Here is a 26536-nt window from a genome sequence, read left to right as displayed (position 1 = left end):
GAATGAAGGTCCCCAGCGCTATGATCGGAAAAGGTCCGGCGCAGAAGCGCTACTAGGGCAGGCATCCCCCGAAGTGCAAGCGGCGATGCCCTTGAAATGCGCGCGTCGTCGCCCACATTTCCCACGATGCAGGGGGACGACCAGATTTTGACCATCGCGCTGGACGGCAGCGCCGCCGGACTGCGGCTCGACCGCGCGCTGGCCGACGCCCTGCCCGATCTTTCGCGTGAAAGGCTCAAAAATCTGATCAAGGGCGGCCGCGTCACCGACGACAGCGGCGCTATTCTCTGGGACCCGGCGATCAAGGCCACCGCGCCCGCCACCCTCTCCCTCCGCCTCCCCGCCCCGGCGCCCGCGCATAATATCGCGCAGGATCTCGATCTCGTCATCGCCTATGAGGATGAGCATCTGATCGTCGTCGACAAGCCTGCGGGCATGGTGGTCCATCCGGCCGCGGGCAATCTCGACGGCACGATGGTCAACGCCCTGCTTCATCATTGCCGGGGTCAGCTTTCGGGAATTGGCGGCGTGGCGCGTCCCGGCATCGTCCACCGCATCGACAAGGACACAAGCGGGCTGATCGTCGCCGCCAAACACGACAAGGCGCATGAAGGGCTCGCCAGGCAATTTGCCGCGCACAGCATCGACCGCCGCTATATCGCCATCGCCACCGGCCGTCCGATGCCCGCAAGCGGCACGGTCGACGCCGCGCTGGGCCGCTCGTCCACCAATCGCAAGAAAATGGCGGTCGTTGCCCCCGGACGCGGCAAACATGCCATCACCCATTATCGCACACTCGAACCCTTGTCCTTCGCCAGCGTCGTCGAATGCCGGCTCGAAACGGGGCGGACGCATCAGGTGCGCGTCCATATGGCGCATATCGGTCATCCGCTGCTGGGCGATCCCGTCTATGGCCGCGCCCGCAAACCGCTGTCGGACGTGCTGAAAGCGCGAGGATTTGCGCGCCAGGCATTGCACGCCGCCCATTTGGCTTTTATTCATCCAGTGAACGGTAAAAAGATCGCGCTCGACAGTGAATTGCCCGCCGACATGCGGGAACTGATCAATGAACTGCGCATTTAAATTTTGAATGAAAATCTATTTTGACCGACGGACGCAACCTCGGCAAAATGATCTTCAACTTATAGGGAAGACGCTCTCCAATGGCTAATAAAAGCAATGTTCCGGCCGTAGTGCCCGCGCTTGGCGGCGAAGCCAGCCTGAACCGCTATCTGGCCGAAATTCGGAAATTCCCTCTGCTCACGCCCGAGCAGGAATATATGCTCGCCAAACGTTTTCAGGAACATGGCGACAGTGAAGCAGCGGCGCAGCTCGTCACTTCGCACCTGCGTCTCGTCGCCAAAATCGCCATGGGCTATCGCGGCTATGGCCTGCCGGTCAGCGAGCTGATTTCAGAGGGCAATATCGGCCTGATGCAGGGGGTCAAGAAATTCGACCCCGAACGCGGCTTCCGCCTCGCCACCTATGCGATGTGGTGGATTCGTGCCTCGATCCAGGAATTTATCCTGCGTTCGTGGAGCCTTGTCAAAATGGGCACCACTGCGGCGCAGAAAAAGCTCTTCTTCAACCTTCGTCGGATGAAGAATAATCTTGAAGCCTTTGAGGATGGCGACCTCAGCCCCGAAAATGTCGCCAAAATCGCCAAGGATTTGGGCGTCACCGAAGATGAGGTGATCAGCATGAATCGCCGCATGGCGATGGGCGGCGATACGTCGCTCAACGTCCCCATGGGCGAGGATGGCGACAGCCAGTGGCAGGATCTGCTCGACGATGACGGTCCCCTGCAGGACGAGCGCGTCGCCGAAGCGCAGGAGCGCCAGGTTCGGCACGAATTGCTGACCGAGGCGCTGGAAACACTTAACGAGCGCGAACGGCACATCCTCACCGAACGTCGGCTGACCGATGACCCTAAGACGCTGGAGGATCTTAGCCAGGTTTACGACGTCAGCCGCGAGCGTGTGCGCCAGATCGAAGTGCGCGCGTTCGAAAAGCTGCAAAAGGCCATGCTGAATCTGGCAGGCGAACGCCGCCTTTTGGCCGGTTGACGCGCCGCGGCCGGCTGCTTTCTCGGTTGAGCATGGCTTCGCGGCGCTGCCAACGGTTCCGAAACCAGGGTTAACGCTACGCGATTGACACAGAAGCATGATCGGTTAGCCTCTCGTCGAAATTGATCGAGGGGGAACTCGCCATGTGGAAGTGGATACGAATACCCAAGGCAATTGCGTTACTCGCTTTTCTGCTGCCCTGGATGACGGTCAGCTGTTCTCAACAAAAGGTCGCCGAAGCGACCGGCTTCGGCCTCGCTTTTGGCAATATATCGACCATGGGCCGCGCCAGCGGGGCGGGCGACGGCGCCGGTCTCAACATTCTGCTTGTCCTTGCCCTGCTGGCTATCGCCGGAGGGTTGTTCTTCCTCTTCACGCGTGGGCGAGAGAGTGCCAAATATGTGCTCGGCACATCCGCCGCGGCGCTGATCCTCATTTTCATGGGCACCATGCGCTACAGCAAGGACGCCATTCTGGCCGAAGCCGCCAAAAGCGGGGGAACGGGCGGAATGGACCGCGCGGCACTCACCATGATTAATGTCGAGTGGCATATGGGCTATTGGCTCACGCTGCTGGCGCTGCTTGCATCGGGCGCCATGGCGTGGCTGGTGATGAGCGGCAAGGATGACGAGGCGGAGGCCAAGATGCGCTCGCTCGCGTCCGACGCAGCCGACGCGGCCAAGGATGCCGCCGCCAAGGCAAGCGATGCCGCCAAGGATGTCAGCGCCAAGGTGAGCGATGCGGTCGAATCCGCCAGCGACGATGTCGCCAAGACGGCCAAGACCACTTCAAAAGCTGCCGCGCCTGCCGCCGCCAAAAAGGCCAGTGCGACCAAATCGACCGCGAGCAAGGCGGTCGGCGGCGCGGCCAAAACGGCCAAGGCGGCGACCCCCGCCAAGGGGGCAGCCAGCAAGGTAACCGCGCCCAAAGCCGCGGCGCCCAAAACGGCCGGTGCCAAGGCGGCAGCAAGCGCGCCTGTCAAGGCCAAGACGGCCGCTACAGGCCCCGCCCGCACGAGCAGCGCCGCCGCCAAGCCAGCGGCCAGCAAAAAGCCGGCGGCCAAGGCTGCGACAGCCAAAGCGGCGACCGCCAAACCGGCTGCCGCCAAGGCTGCGCCGACCAAGGCAAGCCCGGCCAAGGCCGCTGCCACAAAAACGGCGGCAAGCAAAAGCGCGCCTAAAAAGCCAGCGTCCAAGCCCGCTACGGCGCGCACAACCAGCACGGCCAGGAGCGGGAAAAAGCCCGGCAACTAAGCCGCCACGCGCGCGGCGCTCCGGCTTTTGTCCGGGTCCGGCGCTTTTTTCGCCAATCAGCCGCTTGCCGCGCGTCGGCAAGCGGCTATGGCATAGCCATGGCTTCACCATCCCAAAAACGGCGCCGCCGCCTTCCCTGGTTTCTGCGCCCGGTCAAATGGCTGCTCTGGATCATGGCGCTCTCCGCGGCGTGGGTGCTTCTCTACCGCGTCGTCCCGCCGCCGGTAACCGTCACCATGCTCGCCGATCCCCATGGTTTCACAAAGGATTGGACCAGCCTTTCGCATATCGACCGCAATATGGTGCGCGCGGCGATCGCCGCCGAAGACAGCAAATTCTGCACCCATGCGGGCTTTGACCGCGAGGCGATCGAGCAGGCGATCGAACGCAATGTAAAGGGCAAACGGCTGCGCGGCGGATCGACGATCAGCCAGCAGACGGCGAAAAACGCCTTTCTCTGGCAAGGAAGCGGCTGGACGCGCTACGTCCGGAAAGTCCCCGAACTCTGGTTCACCTTCCTCATCGAAAAATTATGGGGCAAGCGCCGCATCATGGAGGTCTATCTCAATATCGCCGAAACCGGCATCGGCACCTATGGCGTCGAAGCCGGGGCGCAGCGCTATTTCAACCATGGCGCGGACCGCCTCTCTCCCGCCGAAGCAGCCCGGATCGCCGCCGTCCTTCCGCTTCCCAAAAAGCGCGCAGCGGTCAGCCCCTCGGGCTTTACCCGCCGTTACGGGAACAGCATTCAGGCGCGGATCGGCATCGTCCGCCGCGACGGGCTCGACGCCTGTATCTATTCCTGACCCGAAAGGCGCCGCTCCCGCCCCTATTTCACCAGCAATATCCGGTTGTTCGCGGGATAGACCCATTCCAGCCCGCGCGGCGTCACCACGCCATTATCTTCCAGCGGAATCTTGATTTTCCGCCCGCCCCATTCCGCAACCGGCGTATAGAGGAACAGTTCGACTGACAGGAAATTGGTCGACTGCAAGACATAGCTCATGCGCAGCGGGTTGAAATCGGCCATTGAGGGACCCGATCCATGCCCCCAATCGCCAACCGAGTGGCTGCCGATCACCACGTCCGAAACGCGCGGGTCCGCGCTAGGGTCGTCATAGCGGCCAAGCACCAATCCCGGTGTGGCGGCAACACGCGCGTTCACCTCGGCAAGCGCATCCCCCGCCCGCACCCCCGGCCGGATCACCGCGCGGATCATCTCCCGGATCGCACGCGCCTGATCAAAGGCCCGCTGAACTCCCGGCGGAGGCGCATTCTCCCCCGGCTTCAGAACATAGGCCATGCGCTTCATATCGGTATAGGACAGAAGATAGCTGACGCCCCAATCGAGCGTGATCAGATCGCCGCGTTGAATGATATGATCGCCCGATACCGGCCCCCTCTCGCCCGGCCCCAATATATAGACGCTGGGAAGGCCAAAGCTGTTGCCCAGCCCCTCGCGGTGCAGCTCTTCCATCATCCACCACGCAACCTCGCCGATGGTGGTGCGGCCAGGCTCGATGACCTCGCTCGAAAGCGCGCGCTCGGCGATCCGGCGCGCATATTCGCCCGCCTTGGCAAAGGCAGCAATTTCGGTCGCGCTATGGCGCGAGCGAAAATCGGAAACCAGCTTCTCCGCAGGCACCAGCCGCGCCGACAGGTCGGGACCAAGCGCCTCACGCAGCGCCTCATATTGGCCATGGCTCAGCCCGTCGGCCGTGCCGATATGCTGCGCGATATTGACCGCAATATGGCGCGGATTCCGCGCCTCCACCAGAGCCCGCAATTGCTCCGCCCTGCCGGTCACATCATAAAGCGGACATTGGTGAAAGGCCGCGCCGCCAATACCCAGCGCGATGCGCTCGATGCGGCCGGCGCCCGAATCGTGAAAAATATAAAAGCCGACATCGCCAATATATCCGCCGCCCAGCATCGCGGCATTGGGGTCGTCATGCCCCTCGCGTCCCGCGACGATCCACATGTCGATCTCATTTTCCCGCATCGCATCGGGCAGGATCAGGTCGAGCTTGTCCTGCCTTATCTGGCAAAGCTGCTCCCACCGCTGCCGCGCTTCGCCCGCTTTCGCCTGGCTCGCGACGAAGCCCGCGGCGGCCATCGCCAGCCCCAGCGCGCCCATGATCCAGCGGCGCCGAATCGCATATTTCCGGTTCATCGCAACGCCCACTTCCCCCATCGCCTTTGCTCCCTTCATCAATCTTTGCTGACCGAATCTTTAATGACCATATTCATATGATTTACGTCAAATACTAGTCAGGATGATATGGCCGCCTCGTTTCGGCGCCTTTGCAGGAATTTTTCAGCCTCCTCGCCCGCCCGCTGGCAGCGCTCGGCAGTCCGCGGCATGAGCCGATCCGCTCTCTTATTCGTGCAGTTGGCTGCCTCCGCTATCGTCGCAGGGCCATCCTCGCCCCGGACGTGATCCGGGGCCACCGCTCCCCCGCCTCATCCGTTCATGAAAGGAACCGCGGCAGAGCCCTACGGCGAAGCCATTCCCGCTACCGGTCCGCGCAAGGACGCTCCTTAACAGCGGGGCGAAGCCTGCCGAGGGCGATTGCTCCTCAGAAATTTGTGCCAAGCAGGGAGGAATCGGCGATAACTAAGTGCAAATACATGTGTTTTCGGCTAGTTCGGGGGCAAATCAGCCCCGCCCTCTCACGCGCGGCTTGCCTGAATGATATAATTGAGGAAAACATGAGCATAGGGCCAATGAAGAAATCATCGAAAAAAGCGGAGGAACAGATGGAAAGTCGCGGCGATTATGATCCGAGCAGCCCGAGTTTTCGTCTCGAAGATTCACCCTTTTATCAAATGGCACATGCTGATTTCAAATATCATGAAGATATGGACAAGGTTCTCCATAAGCATGGCGTATCAAAACCTATCTATCGCGTCATGACGGTATTGCGGGAACGCCAGCCGGCAAGCATCGGCACGATTGCCGAGGCCGCCTTGACCAAAAGATCGACTATCAGCCGGATTATCGACCGTATGCTCGAACAGGGACTGGTGACGACGGAGCCCAATGCGGAAGATAATCGGGTTACCGAGGTTACGCTGACACCTGCGGGCCAGCAGACGCTTCGCAAGCTCACGCCTATTGTCGGCCGGCAATTCTCGCGCGCCATGGACGGCATCAGCAATCGCGACATCGCGCATCTGCTCCGTACCCTGCAGAAAATCAGCGCTAATCTCAGCAAATTGCCCATCGAATAGCCCGGCGCGCCTAACCCGTCCATCTCGGCAAGGAGCCTCGCCTTTCCGGGCGGCGTGCCCGCCGGATGGAATGGGAAAGGCCAGATGAAATGCAGTGCCGTGGAGGGGTCCAGCGATCACTGCGAGGTGTTGCTCTCAGTCCACCCGCGAATTTAGTTGCATATGCAAGTTTTTTGCGGCAGCCTCTCCATGGATCAAGGGAGAGGAATGATGACGACTGCAATTTTACAGCAATTTGCCGCCGGTGTGGCATCGGGTGCCATTCGCACGATCGACCTTACGCAAACCTTGTCGAGCGACACACCGACTCTCGTTCTGCCGCCCGAATTCAACCAGTGCGCGGGTTTCAGCCAGGAAGAAATCTCGCGCTATGACGAGCGCGGCGTCGCCTGGTACTGGAATAATTTCACCGTCAGCGAACATACGGGCACCCATTTCGATGCGCCCGTCCACTGGATCACCGGCAAGGACCGGCCCAATAATTCGGTCGATACGGTGCCCCCGGCCGATTTTATCGCGCCTGCGGTGGTGATCGACATTTCGGAAAAATCGGCGGCGGACCCTGACTATCTGCTGACCGTTGCCGATATCGAGGCGTGGGAAGAAGACCATGGGCGCATTCCGCCGCGTGCCTGGGTGATGCTGCGTACCGACTGGTCGAAGCGTGAAGGGGACGCCTACACCAATCGCCGCGAAGATGGTGCCCATACGCCGGGGCCGTCAGCGGAAGCCGTCGCCTTTCTGGTCAACGAGCGCGAGGCACACGGCCTGGGGGTGGAGACCATCGGCACCGATGCGGGCCAGGCGCATCTGCTCGAGCCTGCTTTCCCGGCCCACGCCCTTTTCCATGGGGCCGGACGCTATGGGCTGCAATGCCTCGAAAATCTGGACCAGCTTCCGCCCACCGGCAGCATAATCATTGCCACCCCGCTGAAAATTAAGGGCGGATCGGGAAGCCCGCTGCGCGTGCTCGCGCTCGTCGCCGACTGAGCGCGGGTCAAGACGGATCATGGCGGAACGTTCGTTCAAGGCCGAAGTCGAGCGGTTGAAAGCCGGCGAAGGCGAGCTTTTTCACGGCGAGGGCATTCTCGCCGTGACCAAGGCGCTGCTTCAGTCGGGGGTTGCCTATGTCGGCGGTTATCAAGGCTCACCGATCAGCCATCTGATGGATGTCTTTTCCGATGCGAGCGAGATGATGGCCGAACTTGGCGTTCATTTCGAAAGCTCGGCGAGCGAAGCGACGGCGGCGGCGATGCTGGCGGCGTCGGTCAACTATCCGCTGCGCGGCGCGGTCGCGTGGAAGTCGGTGGTCGGCACCAATGTCGCCTCTGACGCGCTGTCGAACGTCGCGTCGGGTGGTGTGACGGGCGGCGCGCTGATCATATTGGGCGAGGATTATGGCGAAGGCTCCTCGATCATGCAGGAGCGCACCCATGCCTTTGCCATGAAATCGCAAATGTGGCTGCTCGACCCGCGCCCCAGCCTGCCGCTGATCGTCGACATGGTCGAAAAAGGTTTTGAACTGTCGGAGGCATCGAACACCCCCGTCATGCTCGAACTGCGCGTGCGCGCCTGCCATGTAACGGGCAGCTTCACCGCGCGCGACAATCGCCGCCCGCCGATGACAGTGGCCCAGGCCGCCGCCAGCCCAACGCGCGACACCAGCCGCATCGTCCTGCCCCCCGCCAATTTCCTGCACGAAGTCGAAAAGATCGAAAAGCGCTGGCCGGCGGGGATCGACTTTGTTCGCGAGCAGCGGCTCAACGAATATTTCGGCACCGAGCAGGACGAGATTGGCATCATCGTTCAGGGCGGGCTGTTCAATTCGCTCAACCGGGCGCTCGAACTCCTTGGCCTTTCCGACGCTTTCGGCGATGCCGCGCTGCCCATCTATGTCATGAACGTCACCTATCCGCTGATCCCCGACGAGGTGCGCGATTTCTGTGCGGGCAAGCGCGCGGTTCTGGTGGTTGAGGAAGGCCAGCCCGAATTTATCGAGCATGAGCTCAACACGCTCATCCGCCGCGCCGACCTTGATACGCGCATCATCGGCAAGGATGTGCTGCCGCGCGCGGGCGAATATACCGCGGGGGTGATCAAGGATGGTGTCGCCAAATTCCTGCGCGCTCATGCGCCGGACCGCGCACCCGCCGAAGAGGCGCCCGCCCTGCCCGCCATCTCCCCCGCCGCCATTCCCCAGCGTCCGGCGGGCTTTTGCACCGGCTGCCCCGAACGCCCCATTTTTTCGGCGATGAAGCTGGTGCAGCGCGAAGTCGGTGAGCTTCATGTCTCCGCCGATATTGGCTGTCATCTCTTCTCCATCCTGCCGCCCTTTCACATCGGCAATACGACGATGGGCTATGGGCTGGGCACCGCGGGCGCTTCGGCATTCAAGCCCGAAGGAAAACGCGCGGTCGCGATCATGGGCGACGGCGGTTTCTGGCACAATGGGCTGACGTCGGGCATCGGCAATGCGGTGTTCAACAAGGATGATAATCTGACGATTATCGTCGACAATGGCTATTCGGCCGCGACCGGGGGACAGGATATCCCCTCCTCGCGCGCCCGCCCCCCGCATCGCAAGACGAATAATCCGATCGAACGCGCCGTGCGCGGCATCGGCATCGGCTGGGCGCGCACGATGACGCGCACCTATGATGTGGCCGGAATGCGCGATGCCATTCGCGAGGCGCTGACCGCGCCGGAAAAAGGGCCAAAGGTGATCGTCGCCCAGTCCGAATGCCAGCTCAACCGGCAACGGCGGATCAAGCCGCAGATTGCCAGGGCGATGAAGGCCGGCAAGCGCGTGGTGCGCGAACGCTTTGGCGTCGATCCCGACACCTGCACCGGCGATCATAGCTGTATCCGCCTGTCCGGCTGTCCTTCGCTGACGATCCGCGACAATCCCGATCCCTTGCGTCAGGACCCGGTCGCCCATGTCGAGAACAGCTGCGTCGGCTGCGGCGTGTGCGGAGAGGTCAGCCATGCGGCGATCCTCTGCCCGTCCTTCTACAAGGCGCGGGTCATCAGCAACCCCGACTCCCGCGACCGGCTGCGCCACCGGTTGCGATCCTGGGTGATCGGCGCGCTGCAGCGCCGCGCCGACCGCAAGCTTGCCGCACGAGGTTATTGATGAACGGAACAGAACGCATCAGCATCGCCATCCTGGGCCTCGGCGGTCAGGGCGGCGGTGTGCTCGCCGACTGGATCGTCCAGCTTGGCGCCGCCAATGGCTATATTGCGCAAGCCACCTCGGTCCCCGGCGTCGCCCAGCGCACCGGCGCCACCGTCTATTATGTCGAGCTGTTTCCGAAAGGCGCCGCAAAGCCGCCGGTGCTCGCGCTCATGCCCGTTCCCGGCAATGTCGACGTGGTGCTGGCATCCGAATTGATGGAAGCGGGCCGCGCGATCCTGCGCGGTTTTGTGTCGAAGGACAGTCTGCTGATCGGATCGACCCACCGCGTCTATGCGATTGACGAAAAATCGGCGATGGGCGACGGGCGCGCGAGCGGCGAGCGCATCCTGAGCGCCGCCGCCGAACGCGCGCGCCGCTTCATCGCCTTTGACATGGAAGCTGCCGCCGAACGCGCGGGAAGCGTCATCAGCTCGATTCTCTTTGGCGCGCTGGCGGGAAGCGGCGCGCTCCCCTTCCCCCGCGAAGCCTTTGAAGCGGCGATCCGGGGCGGGGGCAAGGCGGTGGACGCCAATTTGCGCGGCTTTACCTCGGGCTTCGACGCCGCCACCGGGACGCCCGAACCCGCGGCATCAGAAACGCCGTCGCCGGTCCCTGCCCCCACCACCGCGGCGGGACGCGCCTTGCTCGCCCGGATCGAGGCGACGCTTCCTGCCCCGGCGCATCGCTTTGCCATCGAAGGCGTGCGCCGCCTGATCGACTATCAGGACGCCGATTATGCCGCCCTCTATCTTGACCGGCTCGACACGCTGAAGGGCGATGCGACCTTGATGACCGAAGCGGCGCGCCACCTTGCGCTGTGGATGAGCTATGAGGATACGATCCGCGTCGCGGCGCTGAAACTGCGCGCCAGCCGCTTTGCCCGGGTGCGCGACGAGGTGAAGGCGCGCGAGGACCAGATCGTCCAGCTCACCGAATATATGCACCCCCGGCTCGAGGAGATTTGCGAAACGCTGCCCGCCGCGCTGGGCCGCCGCATTCTGGCGAGCAAGTCATTGGCGCGCCGCCTGAAGCCGCTTTTTGCCAAGGGACGCCATGTCGAAACGACCAGCCTGCGCTGGTATCTGACCCTGTCGCTCCTCGCCGGATGGCGGCGCTGGCGCCGCGGGACGCTGCGTTACAGCCTGGAGCAGCAACGCATTGAGGACTGGCTGTCGCTCATCCGTTCGGCACCCGCCGACACCGCGCTGGAACTGGTTAAATGCCAGCGGCTTATCAAGGGATATGGCGACACATTCGAGCGCGGCCTGCGCAACTATAGCCGCATCGTCGAACGCTATCGCACCGGGGGCGGTGACGCCGCCACCTTGCGCCGCCTGCGCGAAACCGCGCTGGAAGATGAGGATGGCAAGACGCTGGAGCTGGCGCTCGCGTCCTGATCCCTCGTAGGTGGGTCCGGCCGCAGGGTGGCTCGATGTCGCCCCTATCGTCCGCCGGCGGCGATCCAGCGGTCGATTTTCTGTTCCAGCAAGGTCATCGGCAATTGGCCCTGCGCCAATATCAGGTCGTGAAAGGCGCGGATGTCAAAGCCATCGCCCAGCGCGGCTTCGGCCCGCCGGCGCATTTCGACGATTTTGAGCTCGCCGACCTTATAGGCGACCGCCCCGCCCGGCGCGCCGATATAGCGGGCGAGTTCGGTGTCGATATTGACGTCGGCAAGCGCCGTATTGTCGGAAAAACAGCGCCGCGCCCGGTCATAGCTCCACCCCATGACATGAATACCGGTATCGACCACCATGCGGCAGGCGCGCCACATTTCGGTCGAAAGACTGCCGAATTTTTCAAAGGCATCGCGGTACACGCCCATTTCATGCCCCAGCCGTTCGGCATAAAGCGCCCAGCCTTCGCGAAAGGCGAGCAGGTCGCCTGCGCGGCGGAAGGAGGGAAGCTGCCCATTCTCGCGATTGAGCGCCGCATGGGTATGATGCCCCGGCGCGGCTTCATGCAGGCTGAGCGCGGGCACTTCATACAGCGGCCGCTGGTCGAGATGCGAGGTGTTGACGACGAAGGTTCCGGCAAAGCCCTTGGCGAAATCGCCGCCCCCGCCGCCGCGTGCCGTCGTATAGCCTTCCTCCAGCTCGCGCGGGACGGGAATGATGGTGAAGGGCTGGCGCGGCAGCACCGAAAAATAGCGGGGCAACACACCGTCGATGCGCTTTGTCGCGGCGGCATATTTTTCGATCAGTCCTTCGCGGCTTGTCGCGTAAAAGCGCGGATCGCTCCGCAGAAAATGGAGCCAGTCGGCAAAACTGCCGTCAAATCCGGTGGAGGCGATCACCTTGTCCATCTCGGCGCGGATGCGCGCAACTTCGGACAGGCCCATGCGGTGGATTTCCTCCGCCGACAAGTCGGTGGTGGTGTAATAGCGCAGCAGAAAATCATAATAGGCGCGTCCGCCGGGAACCGCCGCTATGCCCAGCGCGTCGCGCGCATGGGCGCGATAAGACCCGTCGATATAGGCGCGCAGGGCGCGCTGCACGGGCCGGATCTCGCGCTCGATCAGCGCGGCGGCCCGGGCGGCCTCTGCGGGATAGGGGGCGAGCGGTTCGACCATCGGATCGTCCGCGGGGGCGCGGGCGATCTGCTTGTCGAGCACCGCGACGGCGACGTCGATCACGACATCGGGGTGCGTCCAGCCGGTGGCGATGCCGCGTTCCAGATTGGCGCGCTGCTGCGCGAAATAGGCCGTGATGCCGCCCATGCGCTCGACCCAGGCGCGCGCCTCGCTCGCGCTCTCGATCCTCAGGCTCCGCGCCACGGCATAGGGTGTGTTGTAAAAACCTTCATGCGCGACAAAGGCAAAGCGGCGCTCGTCAAGGTCGATCCCCTCGATCCGCCACCCGATCAGCGCGCGCAGATAATCGCGGTTGATCCGCGCCTCCGCCGTCAGGCCCGCAGGATCAAGCGCATCGAGCCGCGCGGCAAATGCGTCCAGCGCGGCGCGGCGCCTTGCCATGGCGGGCGGGCTTTCATCGGGCCAGCGGTCGCGCGCAAAGGCGGGGTCGGAGCGGCCCGCTTCCATCGGATAGTCAGCGGAAAAACGCTCATAATCGGCGATGATCGCCGCCAGCCCGTCTGCCGGGCTTAGAGGCTCCACGGCGCTTGCCGGGGCGGCCATTGCCGCCGTGATCGGCAGCGCGCCGGGCAGAGCCAGCGCGGTGATCGCCGCGAGGCAAAGGCAGCGCGATAGATAAGCTCCTGTATGCGGCATGATCAACTCCCCCCGGCAAGGACCCTGTGGATACGGCGTGCATTGCAACGCGCGCCGCATGGTCTAAAGCGGCGTTCATGGACGCCATTCAGTCTGGAAATCCGGGATCGGACGCCTTTCGCGTCGAACGCTATCCCTTTTACCTGCTCAACCGGCTCGTCAGCCGCTATAACATCATCATCGACGCGCGGCTGCGCGCCATCGGGCTGGATATTCCGTCCTGGCGCGTGCTGATGATCCTCGGCGAAAAATCGCCGCGTGGCGCGCGCGACATTGCCGATGCCGCGGTGATCAATCTGTCGACGATGACCCGCATCATTCAGCGCATGACCGCTGCGGGGTTGGTCGAGGTTGCGAAAAGCGGGGCGGACACGCGCGTCACGCTCGTCACGCTCGCCCCGGCGGGCCGGGCCAAGCTGGCCGAAGCGCGCACGGCCGCCGCGCCGGTCTACGACCATCTTGTCGCCGATTTTTCGGAAGGCGATTTTGAACAGGCGATTGCCCTGCTCCACCGCCTCTATGACAATCTCGATCCGCTGGTGCCCTGACCGCCTTTCAGTTCGACAGATAGGCAAGCGTCATCAACCATTGGGGCAGCAGCGTCGCGCCCGCATGAAAGCGAATGGGAACGGGCGCGCGCGGACGAACCGACAATAGTTTGTCGTCACCGCTGGCCAGCGCCGCCGCGACTTCGATGCCGATGGCGGTGTTGGTGGCGATACCCCTTCCATTGCACGCCTGTATCGCCAGCGCATCCTCTCCCAGATCGTAAATTTCGGGCAGAAAAGAGGTGTTTACCCAGGCGACGCCGTGCCACAGATAATTAATCTCGGCTTGGTTCAAGCTGGCAAAATGCTGCGCGAGCCGCCGTTTCGCCTCGCGGTGACAGCGCGCTGCCCCGCGCACGAGAAAGGACATGGGAAAGGCCGACACCATATGACCCGCGGGGTCGATCCGCGCGGTAAAAAGATAGGGGCGTTTGTCGGTAAAGCCGCCGCCGCGCGGCAATATCTCGCGCCGCACCGCTTCGGGTAGCGGCGCGCTGGCGAACTGGAACACATTAAGCGGCAGGGCGGTCCGGCGCAGTGCCGGGTGAAGCGCGGCATTGCCGCCATTGGCCGCCAGCACCAGTCGCCGTGCGGTGACACTGCCGCGCGCGGTGCGCGCGACCCAGCGCCCGCCCGTTCGCGTCAGGGCATCGACCGGGGTTTCGACACAGATGCGCGCACCCTTTTCCGCCGCCGCGCGCGCAAGGCCGCGCGCATAGCCGAGCGGATTGAGGCTGCCGCCCTCCTCGAAATGAAGCGCGCCGCAATATCGGTCGGAACCAAAGCGACGGCGCGCATCGGCGCCTTCGACAAAGCCGACCTTGTAACCGCGCGCGCGCCATTGATTGGCGATACCGCGCTGCGCTTCCACCAGGGCGCCCGTATGCGCCGGGGTGTAAAATCCGTCCTGCCGCGCCTCGCATTCGATGGCGTGGCGCTCGATCAGGTCAAAGGTCTGGCGCGCCGACCGACCGATCATCCGCGTCATCCGTTCGCCCGCTTCGCCGCCCAGCACGCTGCGGATCGTTTCCGGCGAATGGCGGATATAATCGGGCGCGACGAGGCCGCCGCTCTGCCCGGTCGCTCCGTCGCCGGGCTGACCGCGTTCGAGCAGCAGCACATCGGCCCCCGCCTCGGCCAGATGCAGCGCCGTGGTCAGCCCCGCAATGCCGCCGCCGATCACCAATATATCGGTTTCGACATCGCCTTTCAGCGAGGCAAGGCGCGGTGCTGGCGCGGCGGTTTCGGTCCACAGCGGCGGGGTAATCGCGGGCCGCGCCTCGGCGGCGGCAAAAGAGGAATGCAACATCACCGCACCCGTGCCGACGAAAAGGCGCCGCGCATCATCCCGGTGAAGCCCGTTGCTCGGGACAACATCATATGATCGAACTTCCTGCAATTTTCCGGTATTTTTCCGGATTTATATCAATTTTACGGGGTCAGATGCGCGCACCCACCGGATCCCCCCGCGCCGATCTCGGCCGGGCCCAGGCAACAAAAGCGATGACAAAACAAAGCGCTATCGGCGTGTTCATGATCATCGGCAGCGACATTTCATTATTGCCGACGATGGAAACGGCGATGAAGATGGCCGTCCCTTCTTGCCGCATCAGATGTTCGACCCCGATGGCTATATTCTCGCGCTTCGAAAAACCGGCAAAGCGGGCGATCGAGGTGACGACCACCACCATGATCAGATTGAGCGCGACGGTGATCCAGAGCAGCGCTCCCAGATTTTCGCGAAGCACAGGTAGCTGGTCAAAGAGGATCACGCCAAAGGAGCTGAACAGCACGATGGTCGCAAGCCGCTTCAGATGACGTTTGGCAGCGATGGCAAGACGCGGCCGCGCCATACGGATCAGGAAGCCGATGGTGGCGGGCAGCAGCGTGATCGAGAAAATATTCCAGAAAAAGGCGCCCAGCGGCACGCGCACTTCGGTTTCCAGCCCCATGAAATGCAGCAACGCGAAATGGGCGTAAAAGGGGACGAGAAAGATATAGAGCATACTGACCAGCAAGGTCAGCGACATGGAAAGCGCAAGATCGCCCTTCGCCATGTCGGTAAACAGGTTGGAGAGCATGCCGCCCGGTGTCGTGGCGAGCAGCACGAAGCCGACCGCCAGCGCCGCCGTCGGTGCCACGGTGAGAGCAAGAGAAATGCCGATCAGCGGCGGCACGACAAGCATCGAGCAGACGCCGAAAATCAACGCCCTCTTGTTGCGGAACACCTGGCGGAAATCATCGGGGGTCAGCGACAGGCCCATCGAAGCCATAATCGCGACGAGCGAGCCGGGAAGCAGCCAGTCACCCAGCAGCGCCATCAGTTGGTCATAGCTCACGCCGCCCGCCCCTATGCCGTTTCAAGCGACAGGGTGCAGGCGCCGTTGCGGCGAATGGTCCGGCAATCGGCCTGCGCCTTCTCCAGATCCTCATCAAGGATGCGCGCCGCGACATTGGCCTGAAGCCAGCCGAAAGGCATCAGGAGGCGCCCGCCCGGCCCATAGAAAAGGCCGATGTCGTAAAATTCGCCCGGCGGCAGTCCCTTGGTGCTGCCCGCCGCAAGATAGGCGAGAACGATATCGCCCACATCGGGATAAGCCGTCGCATTTTCCGCGGGGATGGCGGGGGTCGCCATGCCTTGCGGCAAAGTCGAGGCCGGCATGGGAACCGAGATTTCGGGCCCGGTCCAGATGGCGTGCATCGCCTCGAACGAGGCCTTGCGGGTTGCAAGGTCCCAGAGGAAAGCCGACGAGGCGGGCGCCTTGTCTTCGAGAAGCTGGCACCGGGCCGAAAGCCCCGATTGCGGCTCGATCAGTCGAATAAGTCGCATCTTCTTCCCTCTTCCCTACTGGCCCGCAACCGTGGCGAGATATTCTTCCTTCTGGAGCGCAATGGGCACATTGCCATTTTGCCAGAGATAATCGTGGAAGCGCTGCAGGTTGAATTTCGCGCCTTCGCGCACGCGCGCTTCGGCCAGAAATTCCGCCGTCTGCATCTTGCCGATCTGATAACTGATCGCCTGTCCCGGGGCGGCGGCGAAGAAGACGGCTTCCTCTTCGGCGGTCGCGCGGTCCATCGGCACCATGGCCTCGAGATAATCGGCGGCTTCGTCGATGCTGAATTCGCCAAGGGCGAGCTTTACATCGACCTCGACCCGCAAGGCGCGCGCGCGCGCGAAATTATAGATGATCTCGCGCGATTTGGGGTCGTCGGCCCACAGCCCGGCCTGCAGCATCATTTCCTCGGCATAGAAGCCGGTGCCTTCATTGGCGCCGCTGTCATAATAATGGCGGCGCAGGGGATTGGGGTGCTTCCACCCCAGCGCAAGCTGGAAATAATGGCCCGGCACCCCTTCATGGACGATGATTGGACGCGGGTCGCGCGTGATCGACAGGTTGAAATAGCCGAGCGAGGGCGAGGGTTCGGGAAGATAAACGGTCGCATCCTGCCCGACGCGCGCGCGGTCGGTGAGGTCGAACGTCCGCCCCAGCCAGCCGATCGGCGCCAGATAGGCGGGAAAAGGCTGGGCTTTATAATGGCCAGCCCAGTCGGGGATGGTGAGCAGCTTCTTGTCGCGCAGAAACTGGCGCACCTTGCGCTCGTCGGCGTCGAGTTTAGCGATGACATCCTCGATCGAGGCAGCAATCGGCAGTTCGGGAACCCCGGCATTCCGGTTCCGCTCCAGCTCCTCGAACAGCACCGACCGCGCCCATTCCTGGCGGCCCATGACCAGCAATTCCTCGGGCGAATAGGGATAAAGCGCGACGTTACGCAGAAAGAAAATATAACTCTCCCGCCCGACCGCGGTTGTTTGCGAAAGTGCCACGGAACGTGATTGGAGATGAGTCTCAAAATCCGCGAAGGCCGCCAAAGCCCGGGTTCCAGCGACGGCCAGAAGTTTCCGCTGCCGCGCGCTCGCATAGGGTTTCAACCCTTCGATCATGCCGTTTACGCTGACAGGAACCGCTCCAATCTGGTGGAGCGCCGCCTTGACGAAAGGACCGCGCATGTCGGTGAGATTGGCGCGGCCTGCCGCGAGAATGGCGGGCGCATTGTTGAGGTGGCGGATGACATCGTCGATCCGCGCACTTTCGACGGGGGGCGGCGGGAGCAGCACTTCGAAAATCGGGTTGAGCGTCTGGGCGACATAGAAATGGGGCTGGCGCTGCCACGCAGCGACATGGTCCATTTCCCAGCGCACCCGGGCGAGCGCCGAGCCCACAAGACGGTAATCGACCGACTCGCTGACGCTGCGAGGACGCCCCGCGAGCGCTTTCCACCGCGCCTCAAAGGCTGCAAGTCGCTGTTTCTGCGCCCCAACAGCCTTGGGCGTCCAGTCGGGCGTCCAGCCATCGGGGCGCAGGATGCGGGGAATATCGTCGCTGGTCGCGGGCTGCGTCGCGGCGCGCCATTCCCAAAATTCGGCGCCAAGCTGTTGCACCGCTTCCTCTGCCGCCGCGCCTTGCGCCGCGAGCAGACCGGCACCGCCCATCACAAGAGAAGCCAAGGAACGCAGCATCTTATTTCCGATCCCTGACATTGCGATTAAAGTAATCGACCATTTTCTTGAAGGCGAAGCGCGCCTGCGGCAGCGTGTCACTGGCCCAGGCATGATTGCCGCCGGGGATGGTGACCAGTTCGAACATCTGTTCGCGCTCGATCATATGATCGACGAGCGCCAGCGTATCCGAATAAAGCACCACCGGATCGCGCGTGCCATGGATGATCATCAGCGGATCCTTGATGCCATGCGCCTGATAAAGTGCCGATTGCGCTTCATAGCGCGCGGGCATGTCGGCACCTTCGGGCGGACCCATGATCCACATCTGCCCCGGATAGGCGTGCCAGACATTGGTAGCGGGCGCCCCGGCAATGCCCGCAGCATAGAGGCCGGGCTTTTTGGAAAGTGACATGATCGTCATCAGCCCGCCATAGCTCGACCCCCAGATGCCGATGCGTTTCGGATCGGCATAGCCCTTGTCGATCAGGAAACGGACGCCGCTTTCCAGGTCGTTGATGTCGGTTTCGCCATAGCTGTGATACTGGCTTTGATTATGCTCGCGTCCCTGCCCCCATGAGCCGCGGATGTTGACGTTCAGGACAATATAGCCCTGCCCGACAAAATATTGGTCGAGGCCCCAGGTCGGATGCGCGCGGCGCCCGCCCCATTGGTTGCGAACCGCGTCCGAATAGACCGATCCGACGATGACCGGATAGCGTTTCGCCGGATCATAATTGGCGGGAAGGCTGAGCCGCGCAACCAGATTGGTGCCATCGACATGGCTCGGAAATTCGACATAGCCGATATTCGCCCACGTCTGTTTGTAGAAATCGGGCTGGGGCGATTTGGTGAGCTGTTTGGCCTGCCCCGGCTTGCCCGTATCGACAAGGAAAAGCTCGGGCGGCATGTCGTCATTGCTATACCAATCGGCGATATGCCGAAAATCGGGTGAATAGACGGGCTCATGCGTGCCTGCGGCGGGCGCGCTCACCCGTTCCACCGCGCCACCCGCAACGGGCACGCGGTAAATCTGGCGGTCGGCGAGATGCGATTTATTGGCGGTGAAATAAATCTGCCGCCCTTTTTTATCGACGTCGAAAGAGGCAATTTCCCATTGGCCGCTGGTGATCGCACGCGGGACTTCGCCTGCCGCCCGCTGATGATAAAGATGCAGCCAGCCATCGCGGTCGGTGAGGATGATCAGCCCGTCATCGCCGGGCGCCCAGGCGACTTTCCAGTCGGGGCGCAAATGCTTGGGCTCGCGAAGCTGATAGAAGGTTTCGCGCGCGCCGGTCGCCGTGTCATAGACATAGATGCGATGCTCCTTCGCCTCCATGTCGGAACCGCTGATGAAGAGCCGCTCGCCATCGCTTGACAGGCCATAGTCCCAGACATGATGCTTGGCATCGGGCCGGTCGAAATAGCGGATGTCGCCCGAGGCGAGATCGACCTTGCCCACCGTCGCCTTTGTCGTTTCATCGCCGGGAAAGGCGCGGATCACGCGGTTATTCTGAAGCCCGTCGCGCGTATAATAGAAAATATCGCGTTCGGGCATGGCGCGGTCATCGGCCTGTTCAAAGGCGATGGCGCTGCCGTCGTCCGACCATTGAAAGCTGTTCACATAGATTTTGGGATCGTCATAGCCGACGATGCGCCGCGTGCTGCCGGCCCCCTTGGCCGCCACATCGCGGACCCAGAGGTCGCCGCCCAGCGTCACGCGGTTGCGGCTGTCGACCGGATGGCCGGAAACGAAGGCGAGATGCTTGCCATCGGGCGAGAGCGTGAGTTTGCGCACCGCGCGCTTGTCACTTTCCACCTTGTTGATCGTGCCGTCGGCCTCGCGGATGTGCAATTGACCGCCAAGCGTGAAGGCGACGCGGTCGCCACCGAGGAAGATCGCCTGGGCGATGCCCTTTTCCTCTGCCTCCGGCTTGCTATCCTGTCCGAGGAAGGTCAGCCGTTCTTTCTTGCCGGTGCGGACCGAATAGGACCAGATGTCGCGGAAACTATAGCCCGCATCATTCCACAGAAAGAGGAAACGGTCGCCGCCGGGCGCCCAGCTATAAGCCTCGGGAGAGGTGCCGATCAGGCTTTTATAGCGATAAAGCTGATCAATCGAGAGCGAGGTGCCCGCCGTTTCGGCCCCGCCATGGACCGGCGCATGCGGCCAGGGTCGATCCTGCGCCAGCGCGGCGGTCGATAATAAGGCCGCCCCCAAAACCGCAACCCCAATCCCACGAAAATTCAGCATATTTCTCACCCATTACATCATATTTTAAAGGGCCGACCGGCCCAAGCGACATCATGTCGCCCGGGCCAGCCCCTGACCACTTAGAAATGTGCGCGGAAGCCGATGGTGAAACGGCGGCCGATCGCGTCATAGGTTTCCCGCTCGTACAGATAGAAGGGCGGGTCGCGGTCGAAGAGATTGTCGACCGAGGCATAGATGCTGCTGTTGTCGGTTACGTCCAGATTCGCGCTGAGGTCGAAATAATGGACGTCGCCGGTTTCGGGGACGGCGAGCAAGGGAATCGGCGCCCCCGAAGCCTTGGCGCCCGCGATGCGGCCATCCTTCGCTGAACCGATGAAGCGATGCCGCAGCGAGAGTTGGAGTGTTTCCATGTCCCAGGTCAGACGCTGGGTGAAGCGCCATTTGGGATTGGCGGTCGAGCAGCTGCCGCCGCCGATATAGCCCGCGCAATTCACCGGATTGACGATCGGGCTGCCCTGCGAAATCGCGTCGATCAAATAGGTGCCGGCGAGATAATAGCCGAGGCTGCTGCCGCCGAGATCATGGCGATAGTCGATGCGATAGTCGATGCCCGACGCTTCCATCTTGGCGATATTGGCGTTGAGCAGCGGCACGTCGTAAAGCTGGCCGTCGGGCGTGCGCTTGCGCAACGGCTGGCAGAAGATATTGTCGAGCGACATATCGGCGTTGCAGGCGGTGATCACCGACTGAAGGCCGCCGCCGAACGAGCCGATCGCATCCTCGATCTTGATATTATAATAATCGACCGTGAGCTGGAAACCGGGCAGGAATTCGGGGCGCAGCACCGCGCCGACCGACCAAGTGTCCGAGGTTTCCTCCTGAAGATCGGGATTGCCGCCGGTGATCGCGCGGATCTGGCGATTTTCCTGCTGGAAGACGTCGATCACCGCGGCCGGAATGCCGAGCGAATTGACGCAGAAGTCGCGCTCCGCAGCCGTGCGATCGGGCCCGGCGTTACAGAAATCGACGGCATCGGGTGCCGTATTGGTCGCGCCCGAATAAAGCTCGACCACATTGGGCGCACGCACCGCGCGCTGGTACAGGCCGCGGAATTTCAGGCCGCGGAAGGGCGAATATTCACCGCCGAGCTTGTACGACCAGACCGAACCGGCGGTCGAATAGTCGGAGAAGCGCGCGCCCCCTTCGAAAGCGAGCATTTCCACGCCCGGCATGTCGGCGAGCAGCGGCACATAGATTTCGCCGTAAAGTTCCGACACGTCGAAGGAACCCGCCGTCGGGCTGAGCCCCGCCGAACGCGACAGCGCCTTGCCCATCACATAAAGCTGATCGGGATCGAAGGCCGAGCTTTCCTTGCGATATTCCGCGCCAAGCGAAATGCCGACATCGCCCGCCGGCAGGGTGAAGAGCGAGCCGGTTACGCTGGCCCCGACCTGCTTTTGCTTGATCGTCGTGATGTTGGTGAGATCGGTATAGATATAGTCGATCATTTCGGGCGTGAGCGAGTTCAGCCCGAAGGGATTGAGCACCACGCATTTGGGATCGGCGGCGGCGCATTTATACGGATCGGAGGGATTGGTGACAAAGCCATTGGCGAAATTATCAATGAGAACGCCGCCGCCCTGGACGTCCGTGACCTTGGTCTGGCCTTGATTGTAGAAGACTTCCCAGTTCAGCCGGTCGGTAAGATCGCCCTTCAAACCGACGACGAAGCGCCAGAAATCGCGCGTCTGGTCGCTGGTACGTGACCCGCCATCGAGCAGGCGGCGGTTGATGTTGACCGGCACCATCGAATCGCCGTCGCTGTCGAGATTGCTGCTGAGGAAATCGCGCAGCGTTGGGTCGAGATAGGGATTGCGAATGTCGAGCTGGAAGCCGGGGATGAAGCCCGAGCTGCTCATCGGTACCGCGCCCAGCGTCGAATTAATCTTGCTGTGCACATAGGAGCCTTCCCAGAAGGCGCGGACATTGTCGGTCACATCATAATGACCCAGAAGCGAGCCCGACCAGCGCTGCATCGGCATTTGCAAATTGGTGTAGGGACGGTCGTTGAAGCCGTCGCTGGGGCGATAGGCGCGCCAGCCCTCGGGCGCGAAGAAAATGCCCGCCGTGCCGATGGTGTCGCCATTGGGATCGGTCAGGCCGACAAGGCCGGGGCCGAAGATCGTGCCCTGCGGCGTGACGCCATTGCCCGAGGGGACGAGCACCGGCTTGCCGTCGACGATCGCGTCATTGAGATAGACGGTGGCGTGATCGCGCGCGGCGCCCTTCACCTGCGCGCGGTCATAATAGCTGCCGTGGAAGACGAGGTTGCCGCGGCCATCGGCGAAATTGCCGCCCGCGGTAAGTTCAAGATTGTAACGCTCGGCATCGCCTTCGTCGCTGATGCCGTAGGAGCCGCCGACTTCGAGGCCTTCGAAATCATCCTTCATCACGAAGTTGACGACGCCGGCCATCGCGTCCGAGCCGTAAACCGCCGACGCGCCGCCGGTGACGACTTCGACGCGCGCGACGAGCGAGGGCGGGATCATGTTGAGATCGACCACGCCATCCTGCGAGGCGCCGACGATGCGGCGGCCATTTTGCAGCACCAGCGTGCGCACGGTGCCAAGGCCGCGCAGATTGACCGTCGCCGAGCCATTGCCGGTGTTCGACTGCGCCCCCGAGCCCGACACGGCCTGAGGCAGCGCGTTCAAAAGCTGTTCGGTTTCATTGGTGGCGGCGAGCTTTATTTCTTCCTCGCCCACCACATTGACGGGGCTGTTCGATTCCACATCGGGGCGCGGGATGCGCGAGCCCGTCACGACGATGGCACCGGCCTCCTCAGCGGGTGCGACATCCTGCGCTGCCGCCGTGCCCATTGCCGCCATCGACAGAAAAAATGCTGATCCACCCTTTAGGCCATTTCGAAATGTTGCGACCCGCTTGATATTCATCTTGCTGACTCCCCACCTGGAATATTTTGGCAACAGGCACGCTTGGCGACTCCCTCAGCCACCATATGCGTGAACAGTTGCGTGATTTTGATCATAATCTGGAATGCCCGTCAATGAGCTGTCATGAAAAAATGTGAAAATTGTCATTTATTCTGCCCTGCCCACTGCCAAGCCGGACCGCAAGGCGAAAATCATTTCGCAATCATGAAGTGAAATTCTGTTAAGAGATTATAATATTTCAGACAGCGATCTGCGTAATTTCCTACCATAAGATGCTCCTGATTGCCCCCGGGCCGATTCGGGCGCTACCCTCCTTCCTGACCCTTGCGATCCGCCATATTGCGCTTGACCGATAGAGGAAGCACCATCATCATGACCATATTCACATGTTTATGATTATATTCCTTTCGATTGTAACGGTCCACGCATGCAAAGAAAGGTGGGGGAGGATCAGGATGAAGAAAATAGCGATGAACTCCGTTGCGGCATTAATGTTAGGTGCCATCGCCATGACTCCGGCGGCAGCGGTGACGGCGTCATCAGGCTCATCCAGCGGCACAGCGGATCACGGTACGCCCATTGCCGCCACCGGCGCCCCGCCGGACGGAAGAGCGGATTATAAGACCTTCACCGCCCTATTTGAGCAATATGAAGCGTGGCGGAAAAAGGCCGGCGCGGGGGTGATGGCCGATTACAGTCCTGCGACCGTCGACGAACGCCGCGAACGGCTGCGCCGCTTTCAGGCGGAATTGCCTCGCTTCGCCGTCGCGCGGTGGGACCGGCATCAGCAGGTCGATTATCTGGCGGTGCGCGCGCAGATGGACCTGATGGACTTCACACTGAATGTCACAAAACCCTGGGCGCGCGACCCCGGCCTATATGTCGATGAGCTGCAGCGGCTGGCCTATAAGGAGCTGCCGCTGGAGGGGGATGCGCTGGCGGAGCTACGCGCCCAGCTGCGCGCCATTCCAGCCTATCTGACGCAGGCGCGGGTCAATCTGGATGCTGTCGCCGCCGATTATGCCGATCTGGCGCTGCACAGCCTGTCGAACGGCGACGGGGTGGGGCATGGCATGCCCTATCGCGCGGTCGAGCCTGCGGGGCTGGTCGGCTGGTTCGCCGATCTGCGCGGGCGCGCGGAAGTGCAACAGCCCGAACTGGTCGGCGATATTGTTGCGGCCGAAGCGGCGATTGCAGGCTTTCGCGATTGGCTGGCGGCGGCGCGCCCGGCGATGACCGATGATGCCGGGGTCGGCAAGCCCGCCTATGACTGGTTTTTGCGGCAGGTTCGCCTGATGCCCTATGATTCCGACCAGATCGTCACCTTGGCCGAGCGCGAGCTGGAGCGGCACTGGGCCAATTATACGACCGAGCGGCACCGCAACCGCAAGCTGCCTGAACTGCCGCTGCCCACATCGGCGGAGGAATATGAGGCGCAGCTTGCCGCAACCGACGCCAAAATCCGCAAATGGCTGCGCGATGAAGAGATTATCACCATCCCCAATTATATTCCCGAAACCTATCAGGAAGTGGGATATAATGCGCCGTGGATCGTGCGCCCCGAAGGGCCTATGTTCTGGGAACAGGTGCAGTTTCGCGACGCCTCGCCCGACCATTTACACGCGACTTTTCCGGGACACCGTTTCGACGGCATGACCCGCGCGCGCGTCGCCCATCCCATTCGCCGTCATATCAGCGACAGCGGCCGCACCGAAGGCTGGGGCTTCTACCTGGAAGAGACCGCGCTGCAACTCGGCCTGTTCGACGACCGGCCCCGCACACGCGAGCTAATCTATATCTTCGGCATTTTCCGTGCGGCGCGCACCATTGGCGATGTGAAGATGCAGCGCAATGAGATGGGGGTCGAGGAGACGATGCGCTTCTGGAAAGGCTGGACGCCCTATCTGGATGACAATGTCGCGCGAGTCGATGCGGGCATCTATATCCGCCGTCCGCCAGGATATGGCATGACCTACACGATTGGCGCGATGCAGCTTCAAAAACTGCTGGTCGATCGCAAACGCCAGCTGGGCGAAAATTTCTCACTGAAGGATTTTCACGATTATCTGATGAACACGGGCCGCCTGCCCGTTTCGCTGCTTCGCTATGATCTGACGGGGCAAGATGATGAGATAGGCAGGCTGTGGCGCCACGTCCCGCTGTCGGACGTGATCGCGGGATAGGCGCTGTCCCCAAAGGGATGGTTATATCCCGTCCCACCTTTATATACGGATCATATATGATTCGCATATAGGAGGGAAAATTGGGGATCGTGAACATCGACGATGCGCTGCACGACCAGCTTCGCCGCGCTTGCAAAATTTCGGGACGGTCAATCAACGCGCAGGCGGCCTATTGGATCAGGATCGGGATGATGGGCGAGCTGGCGCCCGAGCAAAGCTATTCCGAAATCACGGCGCGCGCGCTGCGTGAGGCCATGGAAAGCAAGGCGGCGGAGAGCTTGACGACGCCAAGCGTGGTGGCGGGAGCCGTTCCTTGATCAAGTCCCCCGCCGAGATCGAAGTGATGGCAGAGGCCGGGCGGCTGCTCGCATCGGTTTTCGAACATCTCGATACGCTGTCGCTGACAGGGCGGTCAACGATGGAGGTTAATGATCTGGTCGAGACGTTGATCGTCGACCAATTGGCGGCACGGCCCGCAAGCAAGGGCCAATATGGCTATGCCTATAGCCTGAACGCTTCGCCCAATAGCGTCGTGTGCCATGGCGTACCATCGCGGACCGATATTCTGGCCGATGGCGATATCGTCAATTTCGACATCACGCTGGAAAAAGGCGGCTTCATCGCCGATTCCAGCAAAACCTATCTGGTCGGCCGGGTCGCGCCCGCCGCGCGGCGGCTGGTCGAGACCTGTTATGACGCCATGTGGAAAGGCATAGCGGCGGTCCGTCCCGGCGCGCGGCTGGGCGATATCGGCTTTGCTGTCGAGCGTCACGCAAAGCGCCATGGCTATTCGGTGGTGCGTGAATATTGCGGACACGGGATCGGCCGCCAAATGCACGAGCCGCCCGACATATTGCATCATGGGCGTCCCGGCACGGGCCTGATCCTGCGCGAAGGGATGACCTTTACTATCGAGCCCATGCTGAACGCGGGTCGGCGCGCCGTGCGGACACTGGACGATGAGTGGACGGTCGTGACGGCCGACGGCAAATTATCGGCGCAATTTGAACATACGGTCGCGGTCACCGCCGATGGTGTGCGCGTCCTGACACTGCGCGGCGACGAGCGAGCCATGCGTTGAGCCAAAAAAGGGGAGACGCGCGACATGCGGTCGTCCTCGCCTGCCCTTTTGCCCAAATGAAGATCGCCGGAAAAGAGGCACGCTCTTTTCCGGCGATCTT

The 26536-nt window shown here is 62.3% G+C and carries 20 protein-coding genes; 12 read left to right on the top strand and 8 right to left on the bottom strand.

What is annotated here, in order from left to right; translation table 11 throughout:
- Positions 1-126 precede the first annotated feature (126 nt).
- From JV18_RS0100600 to mtgA, 4 genes are all read left to right on the top strand, one after another.
- The gene (locus JV18_RS0100600; RefSeq protein WP_033072953.1) at positions 127-1083 is read left to right on the top strand and encodes an RluA family pseudouridine synthase; all 957 of its coding nucleotides are present in this window, start codon (positions 127-129) and stop codon (positions 1081-1083) included.
- A gap of 80 nt (positions 1084-1163) precedes the next feature.
- Positions 1164-2066 (top strand): RNA polymerase sigma factor RpoH, encoded by a 903-nt coding sequence (gene rpoH, locus JV18_RS0100595; protein ID WP_033072952.1) that lies wholly within the window; start codon positions 1164-1166, stop codon positions 2064-2066.
- A 122-nt stretch (positions 2067-2188) separates the two neighbouring features.
- Positions 2189-3319, top strand: coding sequence for a hypothetical protein (locus tag JV18_RS14515; RefSeq protein WP_144243828.1), 1131 nt, complete (start codon positions 2189-2191; stop codon positions 3317-3319).
- A gap of 98 nt (positions 3320-3417) precedes the next feature.
- The gene (gene mtgA, locus JV18_RS0100585) at positions 3418-4125 is read left to right on the top strand and encodes a monofunctional biosynthetic peptidoglycan transglycosylase (RefSeq protein ID WP_033072951.1); all 708 of its coding nucleotides are present in this window, start codon (positions 3418-3420) and stop codon (positions 4123-4125) included.
- Between the two features lie 23 nt (positions 4126-4148).
- Here the strand turns inward: mtgA and JV18_RS0100580 are convergent, their stop codons facing one another.
- The gene (locus tag JV18_RS0100580) at positions 4149-5531 is read right to left on the bottom strand and encodes a M24 family metallopeptidase (protein ID WP_235302697.1); all 1383 of its coding nucleotides are present in this window, start codon (positions 5529-5531) and stop codon (positions 4149-4151) included.
- 515 nt (positions 5532-6046) lie between these two features.
- Between JV18_RS0100580 and JV18_RS0100575 the strand changes: the two genes are divergently transcribed.
- From JV18_RS0100575 to JV18_RS0100560, 4 genes are all read left to right on the top strand, one after another.
- A complete protein-coding gene (locus tag JV18_RS0100575; protein WP_033072950.1) occupies positions 6047-6553 on the top strand; it encodes a MarR family winged helix-turn-helix transcriptional regulator in 507 nt (168 codons plus the stop codon).
- 207 nt (positions 6554-6760) lie between these two features.
- Positions 6761-7543, top strand: coding sequence for a cyclase family protein (locus JV18_RS0100570; RefSeq protein WP_200879055.1), 783 nt, complete (start codon positions 6761-6763; stop codon positions 7541-7543).
- Between the two features lie 19 nt (positions 7544-7562).
- Positions 7563-9686 carry an indolepyruvate ferredoxin oxidoreductase subunit alpha gene (locus JV18_RS0100565; RefSeq protein WP_033072949.1) on the top strand — a complete coding sequence of 708 codons (2124 nt, stop codon included), beginning with the start codon at positions 7563-7565 and terminating at the stop codon, positions 9684-9686.
- Positions 9686-11125: an indolepyruvate oxidoreductase subunit beta family protein gene (locus JV18_RS0100560; protein WP_033072948.1), complete on the top strand. Its 1440-nt coding sequence runs from the start codon at positions 9686-9688 to the stop codon at positions 11123-11125. The genes JV18_RS0100565 and JV18_RS0100560 overlap by 1 nt, the downstream gene beginning before the upstream one ends.
- A 44-nt stretch (positions 11126-11169) precedes the next feature.
- On the opposite strand, the gene JV18_RS0100555 is transcribed toward JV18_RS0100560, so the two are convergent.
- On the bottom strand, positions 11170-12957 hold the full coding sequence (locus JV18_RS0100555; RefSeq protein WP_160174151.1) for a DUF885 domain-containing protein: 1788 nt from the start codon (positions 12955-12957) through the stop codon (positions 11170-11172).
- A gap of 77 nt (positions 12958-13034) precedes the next feature.
- Here JV18_RS0100555 and JV18_RS0100550 point away from each other — a divergent pair, with 77 nt between their 5' ends.
- Positions 13035-13505 (top strand): MarR family winged helix-turn-helix transcriptional regulator, encoded by a 471-nt coding sequence (locus JV18_RS0100550; protein ID WP_033072947.1) that lies wholly within the window; start codon positions 13035-13037, stop codon positions 13503-13505.
- A gap of 7 nt (positions 13506-13512) precedes the next feature.
- Here JV18_RS0100550 and JV18_RS0100545 read toward each other — a convergent pair whose 3' ends face one another.
- From JV18_RS0100545 to JV18_RS0100520, 6 genes are all read right to left on the bottom strand, one after another.
- Entirely contained in the window at positions 13513-14814 is a 1302-nt protein-coding gene (locus tag JV18_RS0100545; RefSeq protein ID WP_144243827.1) for an NAD(P)/FAD-dependent oxidoreductase, read from the bottom strand.
- 130 nt (positions 14815-14944) lie between these two features.
- Complete coding sequence (locus JV18_RS0100540; protein ID WP_033072946.1) at positions 14945-15844, bottom strand: bile acid:sodium symporter family protein; 900 nt, start codon at positions 15842-15844, stop codon at positions 14945-14947.
- Positions 15845-15855: 11 nt separating this feature from the next.
- Positions 15856-16335 (bottom strand): DUF3830 family protein, encoded by a 480-nt coding sequence (locus JV18_RS0100535; protein WP_033072945.1) that lies wholly within the window; start codon positions 16333-16335, stop codon positions 15856-15858.
- 15 nt (positions 16336-16350) lie between these two features.
- On the bottom strand, positions 16351-18024 hold the full coding sequence (locus JV18_RS0100530) for a DUF885 family protein (protein WP_052071645.1): 1674 nt from the start codon (positions 18022-18024) through the stop codon (positions 16351-16353).
- Between the two features lies 1 nt (position 18025).
- On the bottom strand, positions 18026-20257 hold the full coding sequence (locus tag JV18_RS0100525) for a S9 family peptidase (RefSeq protein WP_033072944.1): 2232 nt from the start codon (positions 20255-20257) through the stop codon (positions 18026-18028).
- A gap of 80 nt (positions 20258-20337) precedes the next feature.
- Complete coding sequence (locus JV18_RS0100520) at positions 20338-23106, bottom strand: TonB-dependent receptor plug domain-containing protein (protein WP_160174150.1); 2769 nt, start codon at positions 23104-23106, stop codon at positions 20338-20340.
- Positions 23107-23663: 557 nt separating this feature from the next.
- Here JV18_RS0100520 and JV18_RS0100515 point away from each other — a divergent pair.
- The 3 genes from JV18_RS0100515 (at position 23664) to map (ending at position 26436) form a co-directional block, all read left to right on the top strand.
- The gene (locus JV18_RS0100515) at positions 23664-25355 is read left to right on the top strand and encodes a DUF885 family protein (RefSeq protein WP_235302693.1); all 1692 of its coding nucleotides are present in this window, start codon (positions 23664-23666) and stop codon (positions 25353-25355) included.
- Between the two features lie 89 nt (positions 25356-25444).
- The gene (locus tag JV18_RS0100510) at positions 25445-25672 is read left to right on the top strand and encodes a TA system antitoxin ParD family protein (RefSeq protein ID WP_443027754.1); all 228 of its coding nucleotides are present in this window, start codon (positions 25445-25447) and stop codon (positions 25670-25672) included.
- Complete coding sequence (gene map, locus JV18_RS0100505) at positions 25669-26436, top strand: type I methionyl aminopeptidase (RefSeq protein WP_033072940.1); 768 nt, start codon at positions 25669-25671, stop codon at positions 26434-26436. The genes JV18_RS0100510 and map overlap by 4 nt, the downstream gene beginning before the upstream one ends.
- Positions 26437-26536 lie beyond the last annotated feature (100 nt).

Origin of the sequence: Sphingopyxis sp. MWB1, from assembly GCF_000763945.1 — a bacterium.
In the GTDB taxonomy this organism is placed as follows: Bacteria; Pseudomonadota; Alphaproteobacteria; order Sphingomonadales; family Sphingomonadaceae; genus Sphingopyxis.
Note: the sequence above shows the minus strand (reverse complement) of the source record. Positions and strands in the feature narration are given on the sequence as shown.

Excerpts from the sequence above, each read along its gene's own strand:
- JV18_RS0100600 (WP_033072953.1), top strand. The coding sequence starts at position 127 with ATGCAGGGGGACGACCAGATTTTGACCATCGCGCTGGACGGCAGCGCC.
- rpoH (WP_033072952.1), top strand. The coding sequence starts at position 1,164 with ATGGCTAATAAAAGCAATGTTCCGGCCGTAGTGCCCGCGCTTGGCGGC.
- mtgA (WP_033072951.1), top strand. The coding sequence starts at position 3,418 with ATGGCTTCACCATCCCAAAAACGGCGCCGCCGCCTTCCCTGGTTTCTG.
- JV18_RS0100580 (WP_235302697.1), bottom strand. The coding sequence starts at position 5,531 with ATGAAGGGAGCAAAGGCGATGGGGGAAGTGGGCGTTGCGATGAACCGG.
- JV18_RS0100575 (WP_033072950.1), top strand. The coding sequence starts at position 6,047 with ATGAAGAAATCATCGAAAAAAGCGGAGGAACAGATGGAAAGTCGCGGC.
- JV18_RS0100570 (WP_200879055.1), top strand. The coding sequence starts at position 6,761 with ATGATGACGACTGCAATTTTACAGCAATTTGCCGCCGGTGTGGCATCG.
- JV18_RS0100565 (WP_033072949.1), top strand. The coding sequence starts at position 7,563 with ATGGCGGAACGTTCGTTCAAGGCCGAAGTCGAGCGGTTGAAAGCCGGC.
- JV18_RS0100560 (WP_033072948.1), top strand. The coding sequence starts at position 9,686 with ATGAACGGAACAGAACGCATCAGCATCGCCATCCTGGGCCTCGGCGGT.
- JV18_RS0100555 (WP_160174151.1), bottom strand. The coding sequence starts at position 12,957 with ATGCCGCATACAGGAGCTTATCTATCGCGCTGCCTTTGCCTCGCGGCG.
- JV18_RS0100550 (WP_033072947.1), top strand. The coding sequence starts at position 13,035 with ATGGACGCCATTCAGTCTGGAAATCCGGGATCGGACGCCTTTCGCGTC.
- JV18_RS0100545 (WP_144243827.1), bottom strand. The coding sequence starts at position 14,814 with ATGTTGCATTCCTCTTTTGCCGCCGCCGAGGCGCGGCCCGCGATTACC.
- JV18_RS0100535 (WP_033072945.1), bottom strand. The coding sequence starts at position 16,335 with ATGCGACTTATTCGACTGATCGAGCCGCAATCGGGGCTTTCGGCCCGG.
- JV18_RS0100530 (WP_052071645.1), bottom strand. The coding sequence starts at position 18,024 with ATGCTGCGTTCCTTGGCTTCTCTTGTGATGGGCGGTGCCGGTCTGCTC.
- JV18_RS0100525 (WP_033072944.1), bottom strand. The coding sequence starts at position 20,257 with ATGCTGAATTTTCGTGGGATTGGGGTTGCGGTTTTGGGGGCGGCCTTA.
- JV18_RS0100520 (WP_160174150.1), bottom strand. The coding sequence starts at position 23,106 with ATGGCGGCAATGGGCACGGCGGCAGCGCAGGATGTCGCACCCGCTGAG.
- JV18_RS0100515 (WP_235302693.1), top strand. The coding sequence starts at position 23,664 with ATGTTAGGTGCCATCGCCATGACTCCGGCGGCAGCGGTGACGGCGTCA.